25 protein-coding genes are annotated in these 22823 nt (G+C 64.1%); 9 read left to right on the top strand and 16 right to left on the bottom strand.

The window, feature by feature from the left end; translation table 11 throughout:
- Nucleotides 1-457: 457 nt before the first annotated feature.
- The 3 genes from AC1KVG_RS14700 to AC1KVG_RS14690 form a co-directional block, all read right to left on the bottom strand.
- The gene (locus tag AC1KVG_RS14700; RefSeq protein WP_481094867.1) at nt 458-2113 is read right to left on the bottom strand and encodes a phosphoethanolamine transferase; all 1656 of its coding nucleotides are present in this window, start codon (nt 2111-2113) and stop codon (nt 458-460) included.
- The gene (locus AC1KVG_RS14695) at nt 2110-2874 is read right to left on the bottom strand and encodes a phosphatase PAP2 family protein (protein WP_481094873.1); all 765 of its coding nucleotides are present in this window, start codon (nt 2872-2874) and stop codon (nt 2110-2112) included. Before AC1KVG_RS14695 ends, AC1KVG_RS14700 begins: the two co-directional genes overlap by 4 nt.
- Before the next feature lie 98 nt (nt 2875-2972).
- The gene (locus AC1KVG_RS14690) at nt 2973-4706 is read right to left on the bottom strand and encodes an ArnT family glycosyltransferase (protein ID WP_481094866.1); all 1734 of its coding nucleotides are present in this window, start codon (nt 4704-4706) and stop codon (nt 2973-2975) included.
- 136 nt (nt 4707-4842) lie between these two features.
- On the opposite strand from AC1KVG_RS14690, the gene AC1KVG_RS14685 reads away from it, so the two are divergent.
- Together AC1KVG_RS14685 and AC1KVG_RS14680 are read left to right on the top strand one after the other, a co-directional pair.
- A complete protein-coding gene (locus AC1KVG_RS14685; protein WP_481094865.1) occupies nt 4843-5559 on the top strand; it encodes a response regulator transcription factor in 717 nt (238 codons plus the stop codon).
- Nucleotides 5552-6850 (top strand): sensor histidine kinase, encoded by a 1299-nt coding sequence (locus tag AC1KVG_RS14680; RefSeq protein WP_481094864.1) that lies wholly within the window; start codon nt 5552-5554, stop codon nt 6848-6850. The genes AC1KVG_RS14685 and AC1KVG_RS14680 overlap by 8 nt, the downstream gene beginning before the upstream one ends.
- A 50-nt stretch (nt 6851-6900) precedes the next feature.
- Here AC1KVG_RS14680 and AC1KVG_RS14675 read toward each other — a convergent pair whose 3' ends face one another.
- The 5 genes from AC1KVG_RS14675 to AC1KVG_RS14655 all read right to left on the bottom strand — a co-directional run bounded on the left by AC1KVG_RS14675 (nt 6901) and on the right by AC1KVG_RS14655 (nt 10011).
- Complete coding sequence (locus AC1KVG_RS14675; protein ID WP_481094872.1) at nt 6901-7368, bottom strand: hypothetical protein; 468 nt, start codon at nt 7366-7368, stop codon at nt 6901-6903.
- 187 nt (nt 7369-7555) lie between these two features.
- The gene (gene minE, locus AC1KVG_RS14670; RefSeq protein ID WP_005994583.1) at nt 7556-7813 is read right to left on the bottom strand and encodes a cell division topological specificity factor MinE; all 258 of its coding nucleotides are present in this window, start codon (nt 7811-7813) and stop codon (nt 7556-7558) included.
- A gap of 2 nt (nt 7814-7815) precedes the next feature.
- Nucleotides 7816-8625, bottom strand: a complete 810-nt coding sequence (gene minD / locus AC1KVG_RS14665; RefSeq protein ID WP_006450025.1) for a septum site-determining protein MinD — start codon at nt 8623-8625, stop codon at nt 7816-7818.
- A gap of 36 nt (nt 8626-8661) precedes the next feature.
- Nucleotides 8662-9408 carry a septum site-determining protein MinC gene (gene minC / locus AC1KVG_RS14660; protein WP_481094863.1) on the bottom strand — a complete coding sequence of 249 codons (747 nt, stop codon included), beginning with the start codon at nt 9406-9408 and terminating at the stop codon, nt 8662-8664.
- 3 nt (nt 9409-9411) lie between these two features.
- The gene (locus tag AC1KVG_RS14655) at nt 9412-10011 is read right to left on the bottom strand and encodes a GNAT family N-acetyltransferase (protein ID WP_006450023.1); all 600 of its coding nucleotides are present in this window, start codon (nt 10009-10011) and stop codon (nt 9412-9414) included.
- A gap of 219 nt (nt 10012-10230) precedes the next feature.
- On the opposite strand from AC1KVG_RS14655, the gene AC1KVG_RS14650 reads away from it, so the two are divergent.
- The 5 genes from AC1KVG_RS14650 (at nt 10231) to AC1KVG_RS14630 (ending at nt 14780) form a co-directional block, all read left to right on the top strand.
- Nucleotides 10231-11427: a sensor histidine kinase gene (locus AC1KVG_RS14650; protein ID WP_006450022.1), complete on the top strand. Its 1197-nt coding sequence runs from the start codon at nt 10231-10233 to the stop codon at nt 11425-11427.
- Complete coding sequence (locus AC1KVG_RS14645) at nt 11428-12069, top strand: response regulator (RefSeq protein WP_006450021.1); 642 nt, start codon at nt 11428-11430, stop codon at nt 12067-12069.
- A 397-nt stretch (nt 12070-12466) separates the two neighbouring features.
- Nucleotides 12467-13636: a polyketide cyclase gene (locus tag AC1KVG_RS14640; protein WP_168957959.1), complete on the top strand. Its 1170-nt coding sequence runs from the start codon at nt 12467-12469 to the stop codon at nt 13634-13636.
- Nucleotides 13637-13716: 80 nt separating this feature from the next.
- Nucleotides 13717-14103, top strand: coding sequence for a DUF423 domain-containing protein (locus tag AC1KVG_RS14635; protein WP_170118591.1), 387 nt, complete (start codon nt 13717-13719; stop codon nt 14101-14103).
- Between the two features lie 2 nt (nt 14104-14105).
- A complete protein-coding gene (locus tag AC1KVG_RS14630) occupies nt 14106-14780 on the top strand; it encodes a DNA-3-methyladenine glycosylase family protein (RefSeq protein WP_023903108.1) in 675 nt (224 codons plus the stop codon).
- A 75-nt stretch (nt 14781-14855) separates the two neighbouring features.
- Here AC1KVG_RS14630 and AC1KVG_RS14625 read toward each other — a convergent pair whose 3' ends face one another.
- The 5 genes from AC1KVG_RS14625 to AC1KVG_RS14605 form a co-directional block, all read right to left on the bottom strand.
- Nucleotides 14856-15656: a M15 family metallopeptidase gene (locus AC1KVG_RS14625; RefSeq protein WP_481094871.1), complete on the bottom strand. Its 801-nt coding sequence runs from the start codon at nt 15654-15656 to the stop codon at nt 14856-14858.
- Between the two features lie 173 nt (nt 15657-15829).
- Nucleotides 15830-16009, bottom strand: coding sequence for a DUF4177 domain-containing protein (locus AC1KVG_RS14620; protein WP_023903110.1), 180 nt, complete (start codon nt 16007-16009; stop codon nt 15830-15832).
- Nucleotides 16006-16185: a type II toxin-antitoxin system antitoxin gene (locus AC1KVG_RS14615; RefSeq protein ID WP_006450015.1), complete on the bottom strand. Its 180-nt coding sequence runs from the start codon at nt 16183-16185 to the stop codon at nt 16006-16008. The genes AC1KVG_RS14620 and AC1KVG_RS14615 overlap by 4 nt, the downstream gene beginning before the upstream one ends.
- Nucleotides 16182-16466 carry a hypothetical protein gene (locus AC1KVG_RS14610; protein WP_006450014.1) on the bottom strand — a complete coding sequence of 95 codons (285 nt, stop codon included), beginning with the start codon at nt 16464-16466 and terminating at the stop codon, nt 16182-16184. Before AC1KVG_RS14610 ends, AC1KVG_RS14615 begins: the two co-directional genes overlap by 4 nt.
- Before the next feature lie 9 nt (nt 16467-16475).
- Complete coding sequence (locus AC1KVG_RS14605; protein WP_006450013.1) at nt 16476-17345, bottom strand: SPFH domain-containing protein; 870 nt, start codon at nt 17343-17345, stop codon at nt 16476-16478.
- Between the two features lie 128 nt (nt 17346-17473).
- On the opposite strand from AC1KVG_RS14605, the gene purT reads away from it, so the two are divergent.
- Entirely contained in the window at nt 17474-18676 is a 1203-nt protein-coding gene (gene purT, locus AC1KVG_RS14600; RefSeq protein WP_481094862.1) for a formate-dependent phosphoribosylglycinamide formyltransferase, read from the top strand.
- Between the two features lie 268 nt (nt 18677-18944).
- On the opposite strand, the gene AC1KVG_RS14595 is transcribed toward purT, so the two are convergent.
- Together AC1KVG_RS14595 and AC1KVG_RS14590 are read right to left on the bottom strand one after the other, a co-directional pair.
- Entirely contained in the window at nt 18945-20177 is a 1233-nt protein-coding gene (locus tag AC1KVG_RS14595) for an endonuclease/exonuclease/phosphatase family protein (protein WP_481094861.1), read from the bottom strand.
- Nucleotides 20178-20229: 52 nt separating this feature from the next.
- Nucleotides 20230-21144 carry an arginyltransferase gene (locus AC1KVG_RS14590; RefSeq protein WP_481094870.1) on the bottom strand — a complete coding sequence of 305 codons (915 nt, stop codon included), beginning with the start codon at nt 21142-21144 and terminating at the stop codon, nt 20230-20232.
- A 40-nt stretch (nt 21145-21184) separates the two neighbouring features.
- Here AC1KVG_RS14590 and AC1KVG_RS14585 point away from each other — a divergent pair, with 40 nt between their 5' ends.
- On the top strand, nt 21185-21790 hold the full coding sequence (locus AC1KVG_RS14585; RefSeq protein WP_481094860.1) for an EF-hand domain-containing protein: 606 nt from the start codon (nt 21185-21187) through the stop codon (nt 21788-21790).
- 353 nt (nt 21791-22143) lie between these two features.
- On the opposite strand, the gene AC1KVG_RS14580 is transcribed toward AC1KVG_RS14585, so the two are convergent.
- On the bottom strand, nt 22144-22602 hold the full coding sequence (locus AC1KVG_RS14580) for a hypothetical protein (RefSeq protein ID WP_176339652.1): 459 nt from the start codon (nt 22600-22602) through the stop codon (nt 22144-22146).
- Nucleotides 22603-22823 lie beyond the last annotated feature (221 nt).

The raw sequence follows: 22823 nt of genomic DNA, 5'->3' as shown, positions 1-22823 counted from the left end.
GCTGCAGGGCCCTTGCCCGCCCACCATCGCGGGACACGCCGCAAGTACGTCCATGTAGGCTCTTACGCGGCATCCATGCCGCGTAAGGTCCCGCGACGGTGGGCGGGCAAGGACCAGTGGAGATGGTCGGTGTGCATGGTTGCAAGAAGTGCATGATGTGCATTGTTCCGATAACGCCGCGGCCGATCATCGTCCCGATGCACCCCGAGCAACAAGCAGCTTTTCACACGACCACCGACGAACTCTCTGGTGCGGTGTCCTCGCCGCTTGCGGGACCGTGTGGCGGCATGGATGCCGCCACCGAGCCTACAGGGAGGTACTTGCGGCGTGTCCCGCGAGCGGCGAGGGCACCGCGCCCTCGACTAATTGCTCTGGGCTCTGGACTCGTCCATCCGTACGCGAACAAACACGGCAGGCGTGATCTTCTCACCGGTTCCGGGAAATATCCAAACTGCGTTCATCCCGCGCATTGTGCAAACAGATCGCGCTCGCGTTCGTAGACACTGGTCTTGACCTGCATCAGACCCAGGATCGAGGGGAACAAGGCATCGTGATCGGTGTACTGACCGGCGCGGTGACGCAGGCAGGTTTCATCCAGGCCGCGATCGCGCGCGAACTCCGGCGAGAACCACATCACCATCGGCACGTGTGTCTGCTCCTTGGGCGCGATCGCATACGGCACGCCATGCAGATACAGCCCTTTTTCGCCGAGTGATTCGCCGTGATCGGAGACGTAGATCATGGCGGTGTCGTAGTCCTGCAGGCCGCGCAAGGTGTGGATGGCCTGATTGAGGAAGTGATCGGTATAGCCGATGGAATTGTCGTAGGCGTTGACGATGTCCTGGCGGCTGCAGCTGCCCAGATCGGCGGTTTTACACACAGGTTTGAAGCGTTCGAAATGCGCCGGGTAGCGTTCGAAGTAACTCGGTCCATGGCTGCCAAGTTGATGCAGCACCACGACGCGATCGCCTGGCTTGGCACGCACCTGTGCGGCCAGGTCGCTGAGCAGAATCTCGTCCATGCAGCGGCCGTCGGCACATAATCCCGGTGTGGTCGCATCGTCCAGCTTCTGAAGCTCCAGGCCATCGCACACGCCCTTGCAGCCAGACTGGTTGTCGCGCCACAGCGTGGAAATGCCGGCGTGATCGAGTACATGCAGCAGCGACTGATGGCCGCGGATCATGTCTTCGTTGTAATCGCGCCGGCCAAACGGCGAGAACATGCAGGGCACCGAGACTTCGGTGCTGGTGCCGCACGAATGCATGTCCGGGAAGTTGATGACCCCGGCCTGCGCCAGCTCCGGCGTGGTCTGGCGTGCGTAACCATTAAGGCCCCAGTTCTGCGCACGCGCGGTTTCGCCCAGGACCACCAGCAGCAAACGTGGGCGGCTGCCGGCAGCACGTGGCGTGGCCATGGCATCGTGTTCGATCGGTTGCTTGGGCGCGTGCTTGATCGGCGAATCGGATTTGAGGTTCTGTCGCAACGCCACGATGTAATTGATCGGCGTGGCCAGGTAACGCACCTCGCGGTGATTGCGCATCAACGCGGAAATATCCTGGAACGACAGCATGGTGCCCGCCGCGCCCACCACTGCCACTAGCAGCAGAAAGCCGGCGCGAATCGCCAGCGACTTGCCGGTGCTGCGTGCGCGCAACCGGGTGCGCCACAACAGCGTTGTGGGGATCAGGAAGTAGCACACCAGCGGCAGGATCAAGCCAGGGGTGAGCAGCTCGCGCGATTCCTTGTGGTCGGTATGCAGCACGTTGCGCAGCATGTCCGCATCCAGATAGACGTTGTAGCTGTCCATGTAATGCGCAGCCAATGCGGTGGTGAACAGCAGCACCGTCAGTAGCGGTTTCGCATTCCAGCGCCAGACCAGCAAGCCCAACAGCAGGGCATGCACGGCCAGCAACAACGCCATCAACGAGATGGCAAATCCAATGCTGCCTGGATGCGTCGCCATCGCCGTGCGCCAGAACAACTGGTTGCACACCAGGGCGAAAAACAGGCTCGACAGCAGGACCAGTGCCTCGGTCGATACGGTCGGCCGGGTACTCCAGGTCAGCGCACGCGGGCGCGCTTGCCCTTGCGGCTCCGGTAGCCAGGTACTCATGCTGCATCCCCCGATTGCAACATCAAACCACGCGCGCGATGCGGCCGAGCCAGCATCACGCAGTAAAGTGCCAGTGCGCTCACCCAACACACCGCCAGCGACCATAGGTCGTGCGAGAGAAAATGCGCGCCGCGCAGTTGTTGTGCAATACCGAAAATGAGACCTGCTGCTAGACCTGCGAACAAACCTGTAAAGCGCCATGCGGGACGTAGAGACAGCGCACAAAAATACAGCGCCACCCACGCATAACCGGCGCTTGCATGGCCGGCGGGAAAACACCCGGAAGCAGCAATGCCATGGCGCGACTCAAATAAACCGATCATTGCCTGCGTACCGCCATAACGGCTCAGATCCCAGGGGCAATCCATCGCTGTCCATGATTTAAGTAGCGACACCAGCGAGGTCGACAGTGCGATCGATGCGGCGAGATACGTCAGTGGCCAGCGCAGTGCACGTCTGCGTGGAGCAAACCAAGCGGCCACAGCCAGCAGTAACACGCAAACTCCGGCAGTTGTGCTCAACCATTTGCCGGCGCGATGCACAACCCCGCTGGTAAACCAATGCTCCTTGAGCAGCCATTGCCCGCCTTCCAGGCGATACAGCACATCGGCAATCCACTGGTCGCCACCGGCGCCCATCAACAATGCGCTGAGCAACAGCACACCTGTCAGCGGCATCCATAGATGGCGAACAAAAAAACGCGCCCGCACATCAGGGGCGATGCGCACCAGAACTGGCGCATGGACGGGAAGCGTGCTCATCGGAATGTCGGTCTGTGTCATTGCCCGGCATCTTCGAAACCCGGATGTCGGAGAGCGGTCGGACCGGAGTTGCCCAGCCGTTAATCGACACCGAGCATTCAGTCTGTATCGCCATCGCTACCGGTTTGTTCGGTGTCGGACGCAGTGGCGATGCAACCGGCGTGCCACGCGGTGCCCGGCACCAGTTGCCATTGATTGCGATTGGATTCGCCGATATCGATGCGTTGCGCCGGAGCGATACACGCCGGTACAGCCTGCTTGAGCACGAATAACCAACGTTTCTCCGGCGCGTGTGCAAGCCACGGACCGGCCTTGTCCCATTGCTGTTGCCAAGATGCCTTGAAGCCGAAGTCGGTCACTGCCCGATCCGCTTGCAGCATGTTCTGCTCGCGCCAGGCCAGCATGCCGAGCTCGGCATCCGGGCCGATGCGTTGACCGACATGCTGCATCAATCGCGCGGCCGAGCTATAGGGATCCAATGTCGGCATCAAACCCAGGCCGTATACGATCCACAGCGCTGCGGTCACCACCACCACCGCAATGCCGGCGCGTTTGCCGCGCCACCATGCGATCGCTGCCAGACCGACCGCGCCCAGGGCGATCAACCAGACACCCACCGATTGCATCGAGGCCAGATCCATTCCGCGCTTGAGCGCGGTGTTTTCCGCCCAATGCAGATGCAATGCGATCCCGATACCCAATACCAGTGCGGCTACCGCAAGCAGCAGCACATAGCCGGTCAGCAGCACGCGGATGCCGCGCTTGCGCAGTAGCCCGGCCAATAGCGGTGCGGCGGCAATACACAACGCCGGCAGCATCGGAAAGATATACACCTCACGCTTGCCCGGGCTGGCGCTGAAGAACACCAGCACCAACACGCTCCAGGCAAGCAGCAGCACATAGCGCGGATCGCCGCGCCGCAGTCGTCGCCACCAGGCCGGCAGCAGCCAGGGCAACAACAGGCAGCCGGGCAACCACAGCGTGGCGATCACCTGCAGGTAGTACCAGACCGGCTTCACGTGATGCCACGCGTGTGCGTAACGGGTGCCGGTCTGCTTGAACAACAACTCATGCGCGTACGCATGCAGCACCGGGTCGTTGCTTTGCAGGAGCGCGATGCAAAGCGGCCCCAGCCACACCGCAGTGCCGGCCAGAAACGCCGGCACTACCAACAACCAGCTGCGCCCTGCCTGCGCACGCGCCGGCAACACACTCCAGTGCCTGCGCGGCAACGCCATCCACGGCAGCAACAGCAGCAGTGGCAAAAAGCCCACGCCTTTGGTCACCGTTCCCACGCCGGCCGCGAACACTCCCAGCGTCCACGCGCGCCAGTCCGGCCCGCGCAGCAGATGCCGCAGCATCCCCCACAACGACAGCGTGGTCAGCGCCACCAGCACCATGTCGATCTGCGCACGCTTGGCCATCAGGCCGAACTGCAGCACCGCAAACAACGCCAGCACCGCATGGCGCGCCACGCGCCGATTCCATAACCGCCGCGTCAGGTCCCAGGTCAGCCACAGCGTGGCCAGCGCCGCCAGCAGCGAAGGAAGTAAAAACGCGACGGGCCAGTGCGGCACCAGCTGATAACTGGCGGCCTGCAACCACATGAACACCGGTGGTTTTTCGGCATACAGCTCGCTACCGCGATGCGGCAGCAGCCACTGACCGGTCTCGACCATGCCGCGTGCGGCCAGCACAAAGCGCGGCTCGTCCGGCGGATTGGGCTGACGTAAGCCAAGGCCGGCCAGCAGGCTGACAACGATCAGCGCCAGCGCAACCAGCAGCATGCGTTGACGGGACACAGCGGCAGAGATGGCAGGCGACACGTGCACGCTCTGATGAAAGTGGCGGAACACTATCCGGCAAGCGGGTCGGAATTCTGTCGGAAGCACCGGTAACGGTTGCGTTTGGCCAGGCTCGGTTAGGATGCGCAAATCGCCCCTGCCGGGCCGCCCTGGAAACCTGCTCATGCGGCTGCTGGTCATCGAAGACAACCGCAACATGGTTGCCAATCTGTTCGAGTATTTCGAAGCGCGCGGGCACACCCTGGACGCTGCGCCGGACGGCGTCACCGGCCTGCACCTGGCCACTACTCAGCATTACGACGTGCTGGTGCTGGACTGGATGATGCCGCGCATGGACGGCCCGGAAGTGCTGCGCCGCCTGCGCGAGCAGCACCAGTCCGAGTTGCCGGTGATCATGCTCACCGCGCGCGACGAACTGCCCGACAAGATCGCCGGGTTCCGCGCCGGAGCCGACGACTATCTGACCAAGCCCTTCGCGCTGCCCGAACTGGAAGTGCGCATCGAGGCCTTACTGGCGCGTGCGCATGGCCGTCGTCGCGGCAAGCTGCTGCAGGTGGCCGACCTGCGGCTGGATCTGTCCACGCTGGAAGCCACCCGCGCCGGCCAGGCGCTGCATCTGTATCCGGCCTGCCGCAAGTTGCTGGAAGTGCTGATGCAGGCCAGCCCCGCCGCCGTCACCCGGCAGCGGCTGGAGCAATCGTTGTGGGCCGACGACCCGCCCGATGGCGACATGCTGCGCTCGCATATCTACGAATTGCGCCGCAGCGTGGACGGCCCGTTTGCGCAGAAGTTGATCCACACCTTGCCGCGGCTCGGCTACCGGCTGGCGGTGCTGGATGGCACCAGCGCGCTTGCCACAGGCGAATCCATCGATGGCTAAGCAGCGACCGTTGGGCCGCCGCGTCCTGGTGTGGTTGTTCGGTTACACGTTGTTGATGACGCTGGCGGTGTTCGGCACCGCGCAGTATCTGCACGAGCGCGCCGAACACGGCGTCTGGCGCTCGCTGCTCAACTCCGAACTGGACAGCATTCTGGACCGCAGCGCGCAGGATCCGGGTTACCGCTGGCAGGATTCGGACACCTTGCGGCTGTACCGCGTCGATGACAGTGCGGCGCTGCCGCCGGTGTTGCGTACTTTGCATCCTGGCCTGCACGACGAGCTGGAAATCGCCGGCCGCCAGAGTGCGGTGATGGTGCGCGACACCGCGCAGGCCGGCCGCCTGGCGCTGGTGCTGGACATCACCGATTTCGAAGCGCTGGAAAAATTTCTCACCCGCTGGATGCTCGCCGCGGGCATCGCGCTGATCAGCGTCACCTTGGTGATGGGTACCTATGCGATGGCGCGGTTGGTGCGGCCGTTGGTCGAACTGGCACGCGATATCGGCGCGCTGCGCCCGGAGCGGCGCGCGCAACGTATCGCCGTGGGCCCACAGGGCAGTGCCGAGCTGTACGTTATCGCCGATGCGCTCAACGATTATCTCGAGCGCAACGGCCAGTTCGTGGAGCGCGAACGCGCCTTCATCGACAGCGCCAGCCATGAGTTGCGCACCCCGATCGCGGTGATCGGCAACGCCGCCGAACTGGCGCTGGAACAGCCCGGTACACCGCCTGCGGTGCGTCATCAGCTCGAGCGCATCGCGCATACCAGCGGTGCGGTGGAACAGCTGATCACCTTGTTGCTGGTGCTGGCCAAGGACCCCGGACGGCTGAGCTGCGGCAACGACACGCTGCGCCTGGATCAGCTATTGCCGGAGATCGTCGCCGACCACGCGCATCTGTGCGCCGACAAGGATCTGCAGGTGGTCATCGACCCATTGCCGCCGTGCAGCCTGACCGCGCCGGTAGCCATCGTGCAGACCGCCATCGGCAACCTGCTGCGCAACGCGATCGAGAACAGCGATCGCGGCATCATCCGGGTCTCGCTCTCTCCACCGGGCGTGGTACGCATCGCCGACCCGGGCCATGGCATGACGCCGGAAGAAATCAGTGCCATCTATGCGCGGCTGGCACGCGGCAATGCACGCCAGGGCAACGGCATCGGGCTGGAGTTGATCGGGCGCCTATGCGAGCACCTGGGCTGGCATCTGCATCTGGATTCCAGCGCAGGGCAGGGCACGGTGGCGACGCTGGATCTGTCCGGCTCGACGATTGCGACCGGGCTACAGGGATAAATAGTCGCGATGCGCATTGCGCGCTCATCGCGCATCGCACCGCAGCCCTATCAAACGCACGCAGCACTTAACACCGGCAATAACCCGCGCTCGCTCAACCAGCGACGCGCGTTCTCCGCATCCTGCTCGAACCATGCACGCGTGGATCCCAGCCGGTACGTATAGCCCCAGGTATCCATGTCGGTCATCAGGCGCGCGCTGCCCACGCCGGGCAACTGATCGGCCAGCAGGATCTGCAGATAACAGGTCGCGTCTTCTTCATCCACCGAGTCGGTGGCATCGGTATGCACGGCGGCACGCTTTTCCACCGGCAACACGATCAGATGCCCGGCCTCATGCAGCAGCGAATGCACCGGCGTGTCGTCGCGCACGTAGACATCGCAACCGATGATGCCGGCCTCCGGCTCGCCCCAGAAACTGCCTGGTATCGGCGCGCCGATGTCCACGCGATGCAGGCGCAGGCCATAACGTGCGAGCAGCGCGGCGGGTGCGTCCAGGCCGATATCGGCCACACACATTACAGTGGCAGATTCGGATTCGGAGTCGAATGCGGAAGAAGAATCGATGGTCACGCGGGAGAGCTCGCGGTCGGGTCACACGTTAAAACGGCACCGTGCAAATACGGTGCCGTCCAGAGGCTCTGGAGTGGCTAACACAAAGTCGCGAGCAGCCTGGCGGTGATCGCAGTCGTTTTGCCGGCCACTCTTACTTGTCGCCGTCTTCCGGCAACGCGACCGAGATATCCAGCACGTCGTGTTCGCCGTCCTTGACCAGATCAACCCGTACCGCATCCGCATCGATGTTGACGTACTTCTTGATCACTTCCAGCAATTCGCGCTGCAGCAGCGGCAGGTAGTCCGGACCTCCGCGATGGTTGCGCTCCTGCGCAATGATGATCTGCAGGCGGTTTTTGGCCGTCTCGGCGGTGTTCTTCTTGCTCTTGAGAAAATCGAGCAGGCCCATGCTTACCCTCCGAACAGCTTGCTGAAGAAGCCTTTCTTCTCCACGGATGTGAATCGCATCGGGCGGTCTTCGCCCATGATGCGGGCGACCGCGTCGTCGTACGCCATGCCGGCCGGCGACTCGGCATCCAGGATCACCGGCTCGCCCTTGTTGGAAGCGTTGAGCACATCGCCGGATTCGGGAATGATGCCGATGGCCTTGAGGCCGAGCACTTCTTCCACGTCGGTGATGCTGAGCATTTCGCCACCTTCCACGCGGCCCGGGCTGTAGCGGGTCAGCAGCAGGAACGCAGGAACGGTCTTGCCTTCCTCGGCCTTGCGGGTCTTGGAATCGAGCAGGCCGATGATGCGGTCGGAGTCGCGCACCGAAGACACTTCCGGGTTGACTACCACCACCGCGCGGTCGGCAAAATACATCGCCAGGAACGCGCCTTTTTCGATGCCGGCCGGCGAATCGCAGACGATGTACTCGAAGCCGTCGGCAACCAGATCCTTGAGTACCTTCTCCACGCCTTCCTGGGTCAGCGCATCCTTGTCGCGGGTCTGCGAGGCAGCCAGCACGTAAAGGTTGTCGAAGCGCTTGTCCTTGATCAGCGACTGCTTGAGCGTGGCCTCGCCATGCACGACGTTGACGAAGTCGTACACCACGCGCCGCTCGCAGCCCATGATCAGGTCCAGGTTGCGCAGACCGACGTCGAAGTCGATGACGGCGACCTTCTTGCCGCGCTTTGCCAGCCCGCAGGCCAGGCTCGCGCTGGTGGTGGTCTTGCCGACGCCGCCCTTGCCGGAGGTGACTACGATGATTTCAGCCAAAGGATTTCTCCGAAATATTTCAGTGGTTGGGCTGCGTCAGTCCAGCGCAGCGATCTTGATCTGATCCTGCTCCAGCCAGACCTGGACGGCCTTGCCACGCAGTTCCATGGGGACATCGTCCAGCACCTTGTAGTGGCCAGCGATGGCGACCAGTTCGGCGTGGAAATCGCGGCAGAAGATGCGCGCGTCGGTATTGCCTTGCGCACCGGCCAACGCGCGGCCACGCAGGGTACCGTAGATATGGATGCTGCCGTCGGCGATCACCTCGGCGCCGGCACCCACCGTACTGAGTACGGTCAGGTCGCAGTTCTCCGCATACAGCTGCTGTCCCGAACGCACCGCGTTGCGTTGCATGCGGCCAGGTGCCGGGCGCACGACAGGCGCGGCGGGTTCGGCGCGTGCAGGTGGCGGCGGCGGAGGCGGTGGGCTCGCCGCAGTGGGTTCGTATTGCGCACGGAACTTGGCCAGCAGCGGCACGCCGAGCTGTTGCGACAGCAGATCGATCTCGCTGGTGCCGTAGGCCAATGCAACCGGCAGCACGCCGGCCGCACGCAGACCATCCAGCAGCGCTTTGGCGGTGGTCACGTCGGGCAATTGCGACAGCCCGCCGAAATCCAGGATCACCGCCGCACGCCCGAACAACTTGGGCGCGCGGGTCACCCGTTCCTGCATCTCGCGCAGCAGGCGCGGCACATCCAGCGTGCGCACGCGCAGATTGGCGATGCCCACCTGGCCGATCTTCAGTTCGCCGGCTTGTTCAAAATCCACATTCACGCTCGCCACGCCTCAGCTCCCCGTCGATGCGTTGTCGGTGGCAGCGGCATGACGCGGCCGGCCGACCCACGGCAACTGCTCGGGCAACTTGCCGCCATAGGTCTCCTTGACCCACGGATAGCTGCACATGTCTTTCATCAGCATGCTGGCGCGCACTTCCACATCGGCCATGGTGTTCTGGCCGACCTCGCGGAAGCCGAAGCTGCCATGGAACAACAACGCCGCATCGGCGCCATGGTCCAGGAACACCTCGCAGGCCAGTTGCGGGTAGCGCAACTCGGTGTAGCTCTGCACATCGGCATAGAACGCACGCCCGACGCCACCACCGCGACGGCGGCTGGCGACCACGATGCGGTCGATGTAGAAAAATTCCGGATGACGGTCCCGGAACCAGGCGAAATTGCTGCTGTCATGCGCACTACCGCTACCAAACCCGACCAGAAACCCGGCCAGGTTGCCGTCGCGCTCGGCGACGCGAAAATATTCGGCCTGCTCGTAGAAGCGCTGCAGCTTGTTTGGATCCAGCGGCAGGATTGCCAGTCCGGCATTGTTGTTCAGGGCCAGGACGGAATCGAGCTCGTGCTCGCGCACGTCGCGGATAACGATCGACATTGGGACTCCGTGGGGTAACGCTCTCGACCCGAAATCGGATCTGCGTCGGATTATTACATGCGTGGCCTGAAGCGGCGACCCGGCATGCGCGCTCCGCAGGGCATGCGGACGAGGAGGCGGCAGCGGCGCGCCGATGTCGTACTGCCACGTGTTGCCAAAGCGCCGATGCATGACTTCCGGCAAGAGGGCAGGGCCGCGCGTTACGCCTAAGATGCGTACATGTTGGGATACCTCAGTCATACGCGCGTCCTGCGCTTCGCCGGCCTGTTCACCTGGGCGATGATCGCCATGCCGTTGGTGTACACCTACTGGCCGGTTGCCGAAGAGGGCGACCACCGCAGCGTGGCCGAAGCCCTGCTGATGTCGGGGTTCTTCGTCGGCTTCGGCGCCAGCTACTTCTGGCTGACGCGCGGGTTGAACAGCGGCGGCCACGCGCATTGGTACGACCGGCTGATTCTGCTGCTGCTCACCATCTTCGCGCTGGCGGTCAGTTATCTGAGCGGAACCGGGCTGGGCAGCATTCTGATGATGGTGGCGGCCGGGGTGATCCCGTGGCTGCTGCCGCTGCGCATCGGCGTGGCCTGGCTGGTGCTCAGCCAGCTGGCGGTGCTGCCGGTGTTCTATTACCTGCGCCCGGACTTCACCCTGTTCGCCGCGCTGATGCAGTCGCTGTTGTACGGCGGCTTTTCAATGTTCATCTTCGTGACCAGCCTGGTCGCGCGCCAGCAGACCGATGCGCGCGAAGAACAGCGCCGGCTCAATGCCGAACTGCGCGCCACCCGCGCGCTGCTGGCCGAAAGCGCCCGCATCAACGAGCGCACCCGCATCTCGCGCGAGCTGCACGATCTGCTCGGCCACCACCTCACCGCGCTGAGCCTGAACCTGGAAGTGGCCGGCCACATCACCGAGGGCCAGGCCCAGGAACACGTGCGCCAGGCGCATACGCTGGCCAAACTGCTGCTCACCGACGTGCGCGAAGCGGTCAGCCACCTGCGCGACAGCGGCGCCATCGATCTGGAAGCGGCCTTGCGCCCGCTGGTGACCCAGGTGCCCTCGCTGGACATCCATCTGGACATCGCCCAGCCGCTGACCCTGGACGACCCCGAGCGCGCCCACGTGCTGCTGCGCTGTACCCAGGAAATCATCACCAATGCGGTGCGCCATGCCGGTGCGCGCAACCTGTGGATCCAGGTGCGCCGCGATGCCGACACCGTGCTGATCGACGCCCGCGACGACGGCCACGGCGCCGACACCGTGGCGCCCGGCAACGGGTTGCGAGGCATGCGCGAACGCCTGAACCAGTATGGTGGCCAGCTCGAGATTCAAACCCGGCGGGGTGACGGCTTCGGCCTGCGCATCTCCGTTCCAGGCGCGCCGGCACTGATGCCTGCGGCCGTGACCCAAGGAGTGTTCTAGATGATCCGTGTGTGCCTGGTCGACGACCAAACCCTGGTACGCCAGGGCATCCGCTCGCTGCTGGCGCTGGACAACGGCATCGAAGTGGTCGCCGAGGCCTCCGATGGCAAGCAGGCGGTCGAGCAGATTCCGCAGATTCAGCCCGATGTGGTGTTGATGGACATGCGCATGCCGGTGATGTCCGGGCTGGAGGCGCTGCAGATGCTCTCGCGCAACGGCACGCTGCCGCCGACGATCATCCTGACCACCTTCGACGACGACCAACTGGTACTGGCCGGGCTCAAGGCCGGCGCCAAGGGCTATCTGCTCAAGGATGTCTCGCTGGAACAACTGGTCGGCGCGATCCGCACCGTAGCCGGCGGCGGCTCGCTGGTGCAGCCGGCGGTGACCCAGCGCCTGCTGTCGGGCCTGGAACACATGCGCAACGAGTTCGTCAGCCTGGACCGGCCCGACCCGCTGACCGACCGCGAGACCGAGATCCTGCGGCTGATGGCCAGCGGGTTTTCCAACAAGGAGATCGCCAATTCGCTGGGCGTGGCCGAGGGCACCATCAAGAATCACGTCTCCAACATTCTGTCCAAGCTCGGCGTGCGCGATCGCACCCGCGCGGTATTGAAGGCCTTCGAGCTGCAGTTGGTCTGACGGCATCGCCCGGCGGCGCCCAATCCCCGGCGGCGCTGAGGGGCAAGGCGCGCGGCGCGTTTCACCCTGCGAGCGTGCCTGATTCACTGCGGTGCGATTCATCGTGGCGCGTTGCTGTGCATCTGCATGGCAACAGGCTGACGAGCAGGGCGAATGCGCCATGCCATCGCTGCATCACACACAGGCATCGCGCGATGTGCATCATAGCGGCGCGCAATCCGTCCAAACCCCTGCCTGGATTAGGATTGCGTCGCTGTGCAACGGCGTGTCTTGCGCTGGATGACACCGCAAGACCGCGCTACCCGTCGCACAACTGAACATCTTTCTCGAAGCCTGCTAGGATGGCGGCTTCGCTTCACTCAACCCGGCCGTGGGATCGGCCCCGGAGACCTCCTGAATGACCCGTATTATCGAGTTCCTGATCGCCTTGGGGATCGTGGCTGGCCTGTTTGTCGTAGTGGGCCTGGTGTTGCCCTCGGAGCGGCAGATGTCCGAGAGTGTTGAGACCAACCGCAGAATGACGATTGTTTACGACACCGTGAACAGCTTCCGTCGTTTCAAGGATTGGAACCCGCTCGTGCTGCGTGACCCCAAGCTCCAGCTGAAGCTGGCCGGCCCTGAAGAGGGCAAGGGTGCACGTATCGAGTACAGCTCCACCGAAGGTTACATCGGCAAGGGCAGCTGGGAGATCACCAACAGCGTCAAGAACGAGCGCGTTGAGATTTCGATCGACGATCCCACCAAGGGCTACGACAAGGTCACCAATTTCACTCTGGTGCCGACCGGCAAGAACAACAAGAACGTCAAGATCACGCAGGACTACAGCGTCAAGTACGGCTGGAACCTGTTCGGTCGTTATGCCGGCCTGTATGTCAGCCGCCACGTGGGTGACGACCTGAAACTGGGTCTGTCGCGTCTGGCGACCGCACTGGCCACCGTTCCCAATTTCGACTACCGCGCCGAGCTGGATGGCAAGCCGGTGTTGAGCGATCTCAAGATCGTCGATGTGCCGGCCGAGGACCTGTTGGTCGTCACCGCAGGCAACATCGATCGTGACAACGAGACGATCAAGAAGTCGATCAAGGACAACCAGGAGTGGATCAAGCGTGTGATGGATTCCAACGGCCTTGAGGCTGCGGGTCCGGTGCGCATCGTCACCACCGACTTCGCCTCCGACAAGTACGCCTTCGACGTCGTGCAGCCGGTGCGCAAGCGTGCCGGTGCGGCTCCCAAGCCGGATGCGGCCAAGGACGCTGCCAAGAAGGACGACGCCGCTGCCGCTGCTCCGGTAGATGCAACGCCGGTCGCCGCCACTGGCGAGGAGCTGAAGGTCAATATCCCGACCGAAGCACCGGTGAAGTACGAGCGCACCAAGGCGCATCGCTCCGCCTATGCAACCTACGCAGGCCACATGGCCGGTCTGGATGCAGTGCGTAGCTCGCTGCGTGCCTGGTCTGCCACCAACGGCAACGACGTGACCGAGCGTCCGTACGAGTCGTGGAAGGCAGGCGTGGACAAGTCGTTTACGCCGGAAGGTGTCTACGATGTTTACTGGGCCATCAAGTAATCGTTTCACCACGATGAGTTGATCCAGACGAAAACGCGCCGCAACCTTGCGGCGCGTTTTTTTTGCGCCACAGCGCTGCAATGGAGCCTGCCCTCATGTCCCTGCTCGAACGTCGTAAGAAACATCCCTCGCTGCTGGCGTTCTGCGGCGCGTTGCTGGCCGCCATCGCGGTGGGGTTGTCGGCCTATGCCTCGCATGGCGTGGCCGATGCAGTGCTGCAATCGCGGCTGCAACTGGCGTCGCTGTATGCATTCGGGCATGGCGCCGTCCTGGCCGTGCTTGGCACCACTGAAACGCGCGCGCTGGGTCGGATCGGTCTGTATCTGCTGTTGATCGGCACGCTGCTGTTTGCTGGCAGCCTGGTCGGTGGCGCGCTGCTGCAGTGGCCCACCAGCCTGGCGCCGGTTGGCGGGGTCAGCCTGATGCTGGGCTGGGTGGTGCTGGCGATCGGCGCGTTGAGGCGCTGAGCATGCCGCGCCATGCCCGCGGATTCGATGTGGAAGCTGCGTTCGCGCACTTGACCCGGCGCGACCGCGCGCTGGGTGCGTGGATGAAGCGCATCGGCCCGATCGCGCCACAGCCGGGTTGGCGCAAGCCGTTCGATCCGGTGGATGCATTGGCGCGCGCGATCCTGTTTCAGCAACTCAGCGGCAAGGCGGCCTCCACGATCGTGGCGCGGGTGGAAGTGGCGATCGGTGCGCAGCGGTTGCATGCGGATACGCTCGCTCGTATCGACGATGCGGCATTGCGCGCCTGCGGCGTGTCCGGCAACAAGGCGCTGGCATTGCGCGATCTGGCGCGGCGCGAACTGGAAGGCGAGATTCCCTCGTTACGCAAGCTCGCTTTCATGGACGACGAAGCGATTGTCCAGGCGCTGATACCGGTGCGTGGCATCGGCCGCTGGACGGTGGAAATGATGCTGATGTTTCGCCTGGGTCGCCCGGATCTGCTGCCGATCGACGACCTTGGCGTGCGCAAAGGCGCGCAGCGCGTGGACAAGCAGGAGCAGATGCCGACGCCGAAGGAACTGGCCGCACGCGGCGAACGCTGGGGCCCGTATCGCAGCTACGCCGCGTTCTATCTGTGGAAGATCGCCGACTTCAGCGTGGCGGCCAAGGTGCCGACGCCGCGTTCGCAGGAGTAGCTCGCGCGCAGGGGTGGCAGACAAGCTGGGCGGCCGTGTCGCGCTGCGTCGCGTAAGGCATGACGCGCGGCCGGCTTACGTCGCCGACCAACGCCAGTGCCACGGCTCGTAGACGATGCCATGCGGGTTGTCGCGCGGATAACTCAGGCGAAAGCCGAACTGCGCGGCATGCGTACGCAACCACACGAATGCCGGCGTCGCTTCGAAGGCGTCTTCGGCCGGCGGCTCGCCTGGCGTGCCGATATCCAGTGCATCGCCGCTGTGGTGTTCGCTGAAGCCTGGCGCTGCGTTGACGGCCAGAATCTGGGCAAGCGTGAGGCCGCGCGCGAACTTGCGTTCGAAGATGCCCAGTTGATAGTCGTGACTGCGATAGCCTGAGATCGCATCGAGCAGGACGCCCGTGCGTGCCGCATCGATGCGCATGCGGTGCCAGGCACGGGCAGCGCCATGGCTGAGCCAAAGCGGCCGACCGTAGCGGTCGCGGCCGGCATGCTGCAGCACGGACGGTTCGGCGATCAGCATCAGGCCGGTCTGGCTGACGTAATCGTCGTGAGCGATGCCCAGCTGCGCCAGACGGCGTTGCAGGCCGTCGATCGGGAGCGTGGTGGCGCGTGTCGGCAGGCTAGGCGTGTCGGCATCCAACCGATCCAGCGCCTCATCCAGGCCGGGCTCGCGTGCCAGCCGCGGCACCAGCGGCATCAGCCCCTGCGCCAGTTGCGCAGCCAGATAGCGCCCATCGCGCTTGCGCCTCAGCAGCCAGTCGGCCTGCGCCAGCACACGCGCGTCGGCATTGCTGCGCGCCTGCAGAAGGGCGGCTGGCACTAGTTCGATAAAGCGGGTATTGAGCAGCAGGGTCGGCAAGGGACGTATCGGCATCGGCACAGGGTAGGCCGAAGTGGCCAGCGCGGCCAGCGAAGGCAAATCCTGGTCCAGCGGCGGGTAGCCGTGGCTGCGAGAGCTCGGCGACCACCGCTGTGCAAGTCCGTCGTCAACAGGGCAGACGAGAGACCATTGCGCGCCAGCCGCCGAGGCGCGCTGGCGCGCCGATGTCAGAGTTCCTTCTTGAACACCAGCAGCGCTGTGCCAAGCGGCATATGCATGAGGATGTTGACCAGCTCCCAGCCAAGGTTGCCCTGCTTGACGAGTTCGGCCTGGATGTCCTCGCTCTTGATCGTGCCGATAAACGACGGCTTCAACTCGATGGTCAGATAGTTCCAGCGTTTGCTCATGCTTGCGGTTCCTTGTCGTCGCGCGGCTTCGGCAGCCGGCCGGCCTTGCGCAGCGCATCGCGCAACACGTATTCGATCTGTGCATTGAGGCTGCGCAGTTCGTCGTCTGACCAGCGCTGCACGGCGGCCAGGACGTCGGCGTTGATGCGCAGCGGATAGGCCTTCTTTTCGTTCACTCGCGCTCCCCGCGGCCGCTGTGGCGGCGCAGGTGCATCACCATCGAGACGATCAACACGTTCACGCCGACGAGCATGCCGATCACCACCGCGTAGATACCGGCGCGGTTGTCGCCGGCCCAGTACAGGCACGCGGCACCGATCAGGATCACCAGGCCGATCAGCGCCCAGCGCAGGCCCAGGCCACGCGCGCGGTCGTCCTCGTCCGCCCCGATCGAGGCGGCGATCGCCAGCGCGGGCAAGCCGGAGAGCGCGACCACCAACGGCACCATGACATTCATCGCATCACCTCAATACAGCGAGCCGGCGTTGACCACCGGTTGGGTGCCACGATCAGAACACAACACCGTGAGCAGGTTGCTGACCATGTGCGCCTTGCGCTCTTCGTCCAGCTGCACCACACCATTTTTCTGCAGTTCGGACAGCGCCATTTCGACCATGCCCACCGCACCGGCGACGATGCGCGTGCGTGCGGCGATCACCGCATTGGCCTGCTGCCGCTGCAGCATGGCCTGGGCGATTTCCGGTGCGTAGGCGAGGTGGCTGATGCGCGCTTCGATCACATCCACGCCGGCCTGGGTCAGGCGCTCGTCCAGATGGCGCTTGAGTTGCTCGCTGATTTCGGCCGGGTGGCTGCGCAGCGAGATCTGATCGTCTTCGTGCTGGTCGTAGGGGTAGCTGGTGGCCATCGCGCGCAGCGCCGCTTCGGACTGGATATGCACGAAGCTTTCGTAGTCGTCGACGTTGTAGACCGCTTCGGATGCATCCAGCACCTGCCACACGATCACGGCGGCAATCTCGATCGGGCTGCCATCCAGTTCGTTGACCTTGAGCCGGCCGCTTTCGAAGTTGCGCACGCGCTGGCTGACGCGACGTTTTGCATAGAAGGGGTTGTTCCAGCGCAGTCCCGGGTCCTTGACCGTGCCGACGTACTTGCCGAACAGGCTCAGCACTGCGGCCTGGTTCGGCTCCAGCGTGTACAGACCGGCCAGCATGAAGATGCCCACCGCCACCACCAGCAGCGAAGTGAGGAACCCACCCGGCGTTGTGGTGGTGGCAGCCATCGAGGTGAGGATGAACCACGCCGCGCCTGCGAACGCCGCGCCTGCGGCGAGGATGACGGGAATGCCCGGCAGTGAACTGATCGGCTTCTCTTTCATGAGTCAGGTGTCCTTGGGGAGTGGAAAAAAGATATCAAATTGATATCAGTCGGCGCAAGGGCTCTGACCGGCGGTCTGTGTGACTGCCCCGTTAGAATGGCGGCCCCCTTCCGATCTGGACCGCGCTCATGACTACTCTCGGCACGCCGTTGTCGCCTTCCGCCACCCGCGTGTTGTTGCTGGGCTCGGGCGAACTGGGCAAGGAAGTGGCGATCGAATTGCAGCGCTTCGGGGTGGAAGTGATCGCTGCCGACCGTTACGCCAATGCGCCGGCGATGCAGGTGGCGCATCGTTCGCACGTGCTGGACATGTTCGACCCGCAGGCACTGCGCGCGCTGATCGCCAAAGAGCAGCCGCATCTGATCGTGCCGGAGATCGAGGCCATCCATACCGAAACGCTGGTCGCGCTGGAGCGCGAGCAAGGGCAGAAGGTCATTCCGACTGCGCGCGCCGCACGCCTGACCATGGACCGTGAAGGCATCCGTCGTCTGGCGGCTGAAACTCTGGGCCTGCCGACCTCGCCGTATCGTTTCGTCGACACCGCGGCCGAGTACCGCGACGCCATCGCCGCTGTCGGCCTGCCGTGCGTGGTCAAGCCGGTGATGTCGTCCTCGGGCAAGGGCCAGAGCACCTTGCGCAGCGAAGCAGACATCGATGCCGCGTGGGACTACGCGCAGACTGGCGGGCGTGCCGGTGCCGGCCGCTGCATCGTCGAAGGCTTTATCGACTTCGATTACGAGATCACCTTGTTGACCGTGCGGCATGCCGGCGGTACTTCGTTCTGCGATCCGATCGGGCATTGGCAGAAAGATGGCGACTACCGCGAGAGCTGGCAGCCGCAGCCGATGTCGCCGGCCGCGCTGCAGCGCTCGCAGCAGATCGCGCAGGCGATCACCGATGACCTTGGCGGCTGGGGGCTGTTCGGTGTGGAGTTGTTCGTCAAGGGCGACGAAGTCTGGTTCAGCGAAGTCTCGCCGCGCCCGCATGACACCGGCCTGGTCACGCTGGTATCGCAGGAGTTAAGCGAATTCGCGCTGCACGCGCGCGCCATTCTCGGCCTGCCGGTCGGTGCCGACAGCGGTGGCGTGATTCGTCAGAGCGGGCCATCGGCATCGTGTGCACTGCTCGCACACGGCCACGGCGTGCCCGCCTTCGACAACGTTGCCGATGCACTGCGCGACCCGGACACCGCACTCCGTTTGTTCGGCAAGCCGCGCGTAGATGGCCATCGCCGTGTCGGTGTCACGCTGGCGCGTGCCGACAGCATCGATGCTGCGCGTGAGAAGGCGCGTGTGGCGGCTGAGGCGTTGGCGATCCGGCTGGACGCCTGAGGCGCAATGCGTGTCGGGGCGGGGCTGTAGCGGCAGCAAAGAACCGCTCCTGCTCTGGCGACTCGGGTGGGCGCTCTCGTCACCGACCGCGCTAGCCCGGCATTGACAACCGCCGACCGCATCCCGGCACGTCTTCAACTACTGCGGCACGAGCACCCTCGTGCTCCTGCCGCAGCTGCCGCTGTTCAACGGATCGTCCGCAGGAGAAGCCTGAGTCAGCTCAGAGCCATATGCTTCGAATCCCGAATCCCGAATCCCGAATCCCCAATCACGGCTTCTCAGCCACATCCACCCACACCGCATGATGGTCGCTGCCATCGGCAATCGCCGCTTCCGGCATGCTGCTCGCGGGCCAGAAGATGCCGCTGCCGATCAGGGTGAACTGGCGCGATGGCAGCACGTAGTCCAGACGCATCGTGCCGGCCTGCGGGCCGAAGTCGCCGGTGACCTGCTGCGGGTCGCCGCTATGCGCGATACCTAGCGCGGCGTACTCGGCGGTTTTTTCCGGGCCGCCGTCGCTGTGCGGGGTGGGGTACTGCAGCACACGCGGATGCGTGATCAGTGCGCGGATCGCATCGTGGCGGCCGGCGCCATCGACCGGGTCGTTATTGAGATCGCCGAGGATCACAAAGCGTGCGTCGGCCGGCAGACCACCGCAGCGGCCCTGGTCGTCGCACAGCCATGCGGCGTCTTTTGGGTTATCCAGATACTCGCGCCATAGCCGCAGTTCGTCGTGATTGCGGGCGGCGTTGCGCTTCTCGGCACCGTCGAACACCGGCGGTGTGGGATGCGACACCAGCGCGTGCACCACGCCCAGCGGCGTGCGCACCGGCACGTCCCAATGCGATTTGGACGACAGCCGCAGTTGCGCCCAGATCGCATCGCGATAAAACGATTTCTTGCTGGACGGATCGGTCGGGCGCAACGCACCCGGTAACGCGCTCCATTTCAGCAGCTGGAAACTGCGCACCGCCTGCGCATCGATCGGATAGCGCGACAGCACCAGCATGCCGTACTGGCCAGGGTGCAACCCATACCCCCAGGCATCGTTGCCGCGCGAACGGCCATCGCCACCGACAGTGCCGTTGTTGTCCAGATCCAGCCCACTCGGCACGCCGGTATTCACTGGCGCCAGGTAGCGATACGGATAGCGCAGCGCTTCGCCGCCGCCCGGCTGGGTGACCTGCAGATAGCGCTGCTGAAATAGATCGGCGGCGCGATGCTCGGGGTCGAAATCGAACTCGTTGAGCAGCACCAGATCCGGGCGCACCCGTTGCAGCACCGCGGCGATCTTGCGCGCATGCGCGCTGTCGCCCTGCAGTTCGCGCACCAGGCCGCCGGCCTCGTCGGAATACAGCGAGGTGTTGTAGGTCGCGATGCGCAAGTGGGTAGGTTCAGGCGCGGCAGCGGAAGCGCCGGGCGCGGTATCGGAGGAGGGCGCGCGATGCGCGCAAGCAGCGCAGAGCATGGTCAGCGCAAGCAGCAGGATGGGTTTGATCATCGCGACATTCTCGCATGCGGGAGACGACAGGCCGATGTCGTCGTCCGGTGGTTCAACCTGCCGGTGCAGGGGCGGGGAGCCCGCGCCATTGACGGCCGTCGTAAGCTTCCAGTGCGCTGAAATGGCGCTTGTAATTCATCTTCGCGTGGCCATCGATCCAGTAGCCCAGATACACATGCGCGCGCCGCTCGCGTTGCGCCCATTGGATCTGCTGCAGGATCGCGAAGGTGCCCAGACTGCGCGCGGCGGCATCCGGCGCGTAGAACGTATAGACCGCCGACAACGCGTGCTCGGTGACATCGGTGACCGCAACGGCGAGCAATCGCCCTGGCGCGTGCGCCACCGCCGGTTCGCGTATCTCAAGAAAGCGCCCATGCGACCAGCCGCCGATCAGGAACTGGTCGAATTCGGTGGCGCCATGTTCGTCCATGCCGCCGCCGGGATGGCGGTGCTTGAGATACTGCCGATACAACGCAAGTTGTTCGTCGGTGCGTTCGGCGGCGACCACGCGCACCACCAGGTCCTGGTTGCGCGCCAGGCAACGGCGCTGACTGCGATCGTGCCGGAACGCATCCACGGCAATGCGCACCGGCACGCAGGCGCGGCAACGTTCGCAATGCGGCCGGTAGACCAGATCGCCGGAGCGCCGGAATCCCCACGCCAATGCCTGCGGATAAATTGCGCCCAGACGCGGATCGTGCGGGTCCAGTACCAGGTCGCGCGCACGCCGATCCGGCCAGTAGCCGCAGGCATGCTCGCCGGTCTGGAACAGGCGCAGGTCGTCGTGGGTGTCGGCGTGGATGGCCATGGACGCAGGATAGCGCCTGCGTGTCGCAACAGCGGCGACTGTCCGCCGGATGAATACGCCAGGTGGCCGCGTCAACGCGTGTGCCGATCGCTCGTTGATGTGGGTGTTGGTGGCAGCGCACGGTGGATCCGGATGCGCCACCCACGCGATGCGGCCCATGCAGGTGCCGCGTGTGGTTCTCACATCCCAGGAGTTTCTCATGACGTCTCGCAAACCGTTTCTCGCATTGGCCGTGCTGGCCGTCCTGTCCACCGGCGCGGTGTTCGCCGCTCCGCCTGCCGCTGGCGATGCGCCGCGTCCTGCCAAGCTCGACAAGAACGGCGATGGCGTGATCGACCGCAGCGAAGCGGCGGCCGATCCGAAGCTGGCTGCGCAGTTCGATACGTTGGACACCAACAAGGACGGCAAGCTGTCGCGCGATGAGCGTCCGCATCATCGGGGCCCGGGTCGTGATGGACGCGACGGGCGCGGCGAATGGCTGAGCAAGTTCGATACCAACAAGGACGGCCGCATCAGCCGCGAAGAAGCCAAGGCCGACCCGAAGTTCGCCGCGCGTTTCGATGAGATGGACGTCAACAAGGACGGCTTTGTCGATCGCGCCGACCGTGCGTTGCGCATGCAGCAGCATCGCGACGCATGGTTTGCCAAGGCCGATACCGACAAGGACGGCAAGTTGAGCAAGGCCGAGTTCGATGCGGCCTCCAAGCAGCGTGGCGAGCACGGTCCGCGTGGTCCGGGCGAGCATGGCGAGCGTGGTGATCACGGCAAGCGTCCGATGCCGGCCAAGCCCGCTACGGGCAACTGAGCACGTGTTGACGCGGCACGTGGCTGAACACGTGCCGCGTCAACCGTAGCGGTAAGGAGGTCAGTCACACGGATGATGCAACAAGGCGCCGATCGACCCATAGCCTCCCGCAAGGGAGGCTTTTTTCATGGGGCTGCCGGATGTGCTGCGGCCACCTCGGCGGTTGCTGGAAAAGGCGAGCTCATGCCGTAATGGCAAGTCGCACGGGTACCGATAGCGCGATGTGCCAGTGTGTTCCGGCCGGTGCAGCACTGCGGCCTGCCGTCAGGTCCCGGTGGCGTTGGAATACTCTCCGGCGACAAGAACAGTGCCGATTCGGGCGCTCGGCATTACCGTGACGCCAGTGCAGGTTGTCATTTGCTGTGCCACTCCTTGTGGACAGGATTGGCGAGCGTGTTCTGTTCCTGCGTGTAGGTTCCGTTCTGCTGCGCAATGGCTTCACCCGTCTCGACGATGGCGTTTTGAATGAAGACGTTTTCCTTGCCGCTGCGGATGAAGGTCAGCTGGTGGAAGGCCGTTTTGTTGCCCCAGTCTGGAGAGGGGAGTGAGATGAACTTCACCGTGCAGGTCTCGTCGTCGAAACTGCCTTGCAGAACGTAGACGCCATAGTGGTTCTCGCCTTGCGAAATGATCTTGTACATGCCGTTGCCGTAGTAATAAATCTCCGCATCGGGAAACGGCTTTTTCTCGTACATCTTGCGATAGTGGAGCACCTGTTTGACGGTGGGTTCTCCAAAGCTCACGGTCAGCGTTTGGCCGTCGGGCGAGGTTGTCAGTCCTTCCGCGTGCGCACCAGCGCTGCTCAGCAGCATCAGGCCTGCGGTCACGATCTTTTTCACTGCATTGCTCTCCTGGTCTTTTTCAAGCGCCGTGTGCCGAAACTGCACTGTTGCAGTCGCAAAGCCGCTGGAATACTCGCAGAGAAGCAGTTGCAATGAAATTCATTGGGATACAGTCAAAAAATGCGGCTCAGCCACGCTGTGATGGGGCCGTGCCGTTCACGACGCGGATATTCGCCGGCGCTCAGCGCGCC

This window comes from Xanthomonas sp. NCPPB 3959 (genome assembly GCF_056675575.1).
The sequence above is the reverse complement of the archived record's forward strand: the minus strand, read 5'-3'. Positions and strand labels throughout refer to the sequence as shown.

Excerpts from the sequence above, each read along its gene's own strand:
- AC1KVG_RS14700 (WP_481094867.1), bottom strand. The coding sequence starts at position 2,113 with ATGAGTACCTGGCTACCGGAGCCGCAAGGGCAAGCGCGCCCGCGTGCG.
- AC1KVG_RS14695 (WP_481094873.1), bottom strand. The coding sequence starts at position 2,874 with ATGAGCACGCTTCCCGTCCATGCGCCAGTTCTGGTGCGCATCGCCCCT.
- AC1KVG_RS14685 (WP_481094865.1), top strand. The coding sequence starts at position 4,843 with ATGCGGCTGCTGGTCATCGAAGACAACCGCAACATGGTTGCCAATCTG.
- AC1KVG_RS14680 (WP_481094864.1), top strand. The coding sequence starts at position 5,552 with ATGGCTAAGCAGCGACCGTTGGGCCGCCGCGTCCTGGTGTGGTTGTTC.
- AC1KVG_RS14675 (WP_481094872.1), bottom strand. The coding sequence starts at position 7,368 with ATGTGTGTGGCCGATATCGGCCTGGACGCACCCGCCGCGCTGCTCGCA.
- minE (WP_005994583.1), bottom strand. The coding sequence starts at position 7,813 with ATGGGCCTGCTCGATTTTCTCAAGAGCAAGAAGAACACCGCCGAGACG.
- AC1KVG_RS14655 (WP_006450023.1), bottom strand. The coding sequence starts at position 10,011 with ATGTCGATCGTTATCCGCGACGTGCGCGAGCACGAGCTCGATTCCGTC.
- AC1KVG_RS14650 (WP_006450022.1), top strand. The coding sequence starts at position 10,231 with ATGTTGGGATACCTCAGTCATACGCGCGTCCTGCGCTTCGCCGGCCTG.
- AC1KVG_RS14645 (WP_006450021.1), top strand. The coding sequence starts at position 11,428 with ATGATCCGTGTGTGCCTGGTCGACGACCAAACCCTGGTACGCCAGGGC.
- AC1KVG_RS14640 (WP_168957959.1), top strand. The coding sequence starts at position 12,467 with ATGACCCGTATTATCGAGTTCCTGATCGCCTTGGGGATCGTGGCTGGC.
- AC1KVG_RS14635 (WP_170118591.1), top strand. The coding sequence starts at position 13,717 with ATGGAGCCTGCCCTCATGTCCCTGCTCGAACGTCGTAAGAAACATCCC.
- AC1KVG_RS14630 (WP_023903108.1), top strand. The coding sequence starts at position 14,106 with ATGCCGCGCCATGCCCGCGGATTCGATGTGGAAGCTGCGTTCGCGCAC.
- AC1KVG_RS14625 (WP_481094871.1), bottom strand. The coding sequence starts at position 15,656 with ATGCCGATACGTCCCTTGCCGACCCTGCTGCTCAATACCCGCTTTATC.
- AC1KVG_RS14620 (WP_023903110.1), bottom strand. The coding sequence starts at position 16,009 with ATGAGCAAACGCTGGAACTATCTGACCATCGAGTTGAAGCCGTCGTTT.
- AC1KVG_RS14610 (WP_006450014.1), bottom strand. The coding sequence starts at position 16,466 with ATGAATGTCATGGTGCCGTTGGTGGTCGCGCTCTCCGGCTTGCCCGCG.
- AC1KVG_RS14605 (WP_006450013.1), bottom strand. The coding sequence starts at position 17,345 with ATGAAAGAGAAGCCGATCAGTTCACTGCCGGGCATTCCCGTCATCCTC.
- purT (WP_481094862.1), top strand. The coding sequence starts at position 17,474 with ATGACTACTCTCGGCACGCCGTTGTCGCCTTCCGCCACCCGCGTGTTG.
- AC1KVG_RS14595 (WP_481094861.1), bottom strand. The coding sequence starts at position 20,177 with ATGATCAAACCCATCCTGCTGCTTGCGCTGACCATGCTCTGCGCTGCT.
- AC1KVG_RS14590 (WP_481094870.1), bottom strand. The coding sequence starts at position 21,144 with ATGGGCCGCATCGCGTGGGTGGCGCATCCGGATCCACCGTGCGCTGCC.
- AC1KVG_RS14585 (WP_481094860.1), top strand. The coding sequence starts at position 21,185 with ATGACGTCTCGCAAACCGTTTCTCGCATTGGCCGTGCTGGCCGTCCTG.
- AC1KVG_RS14580 (WP_176339652.1), bottom strand. The coding sequence starts at position 22,602 with ATGCTGCTGAGCAGCGCTGGTGCGCACGCGGAAGGACTGACAACCTCG.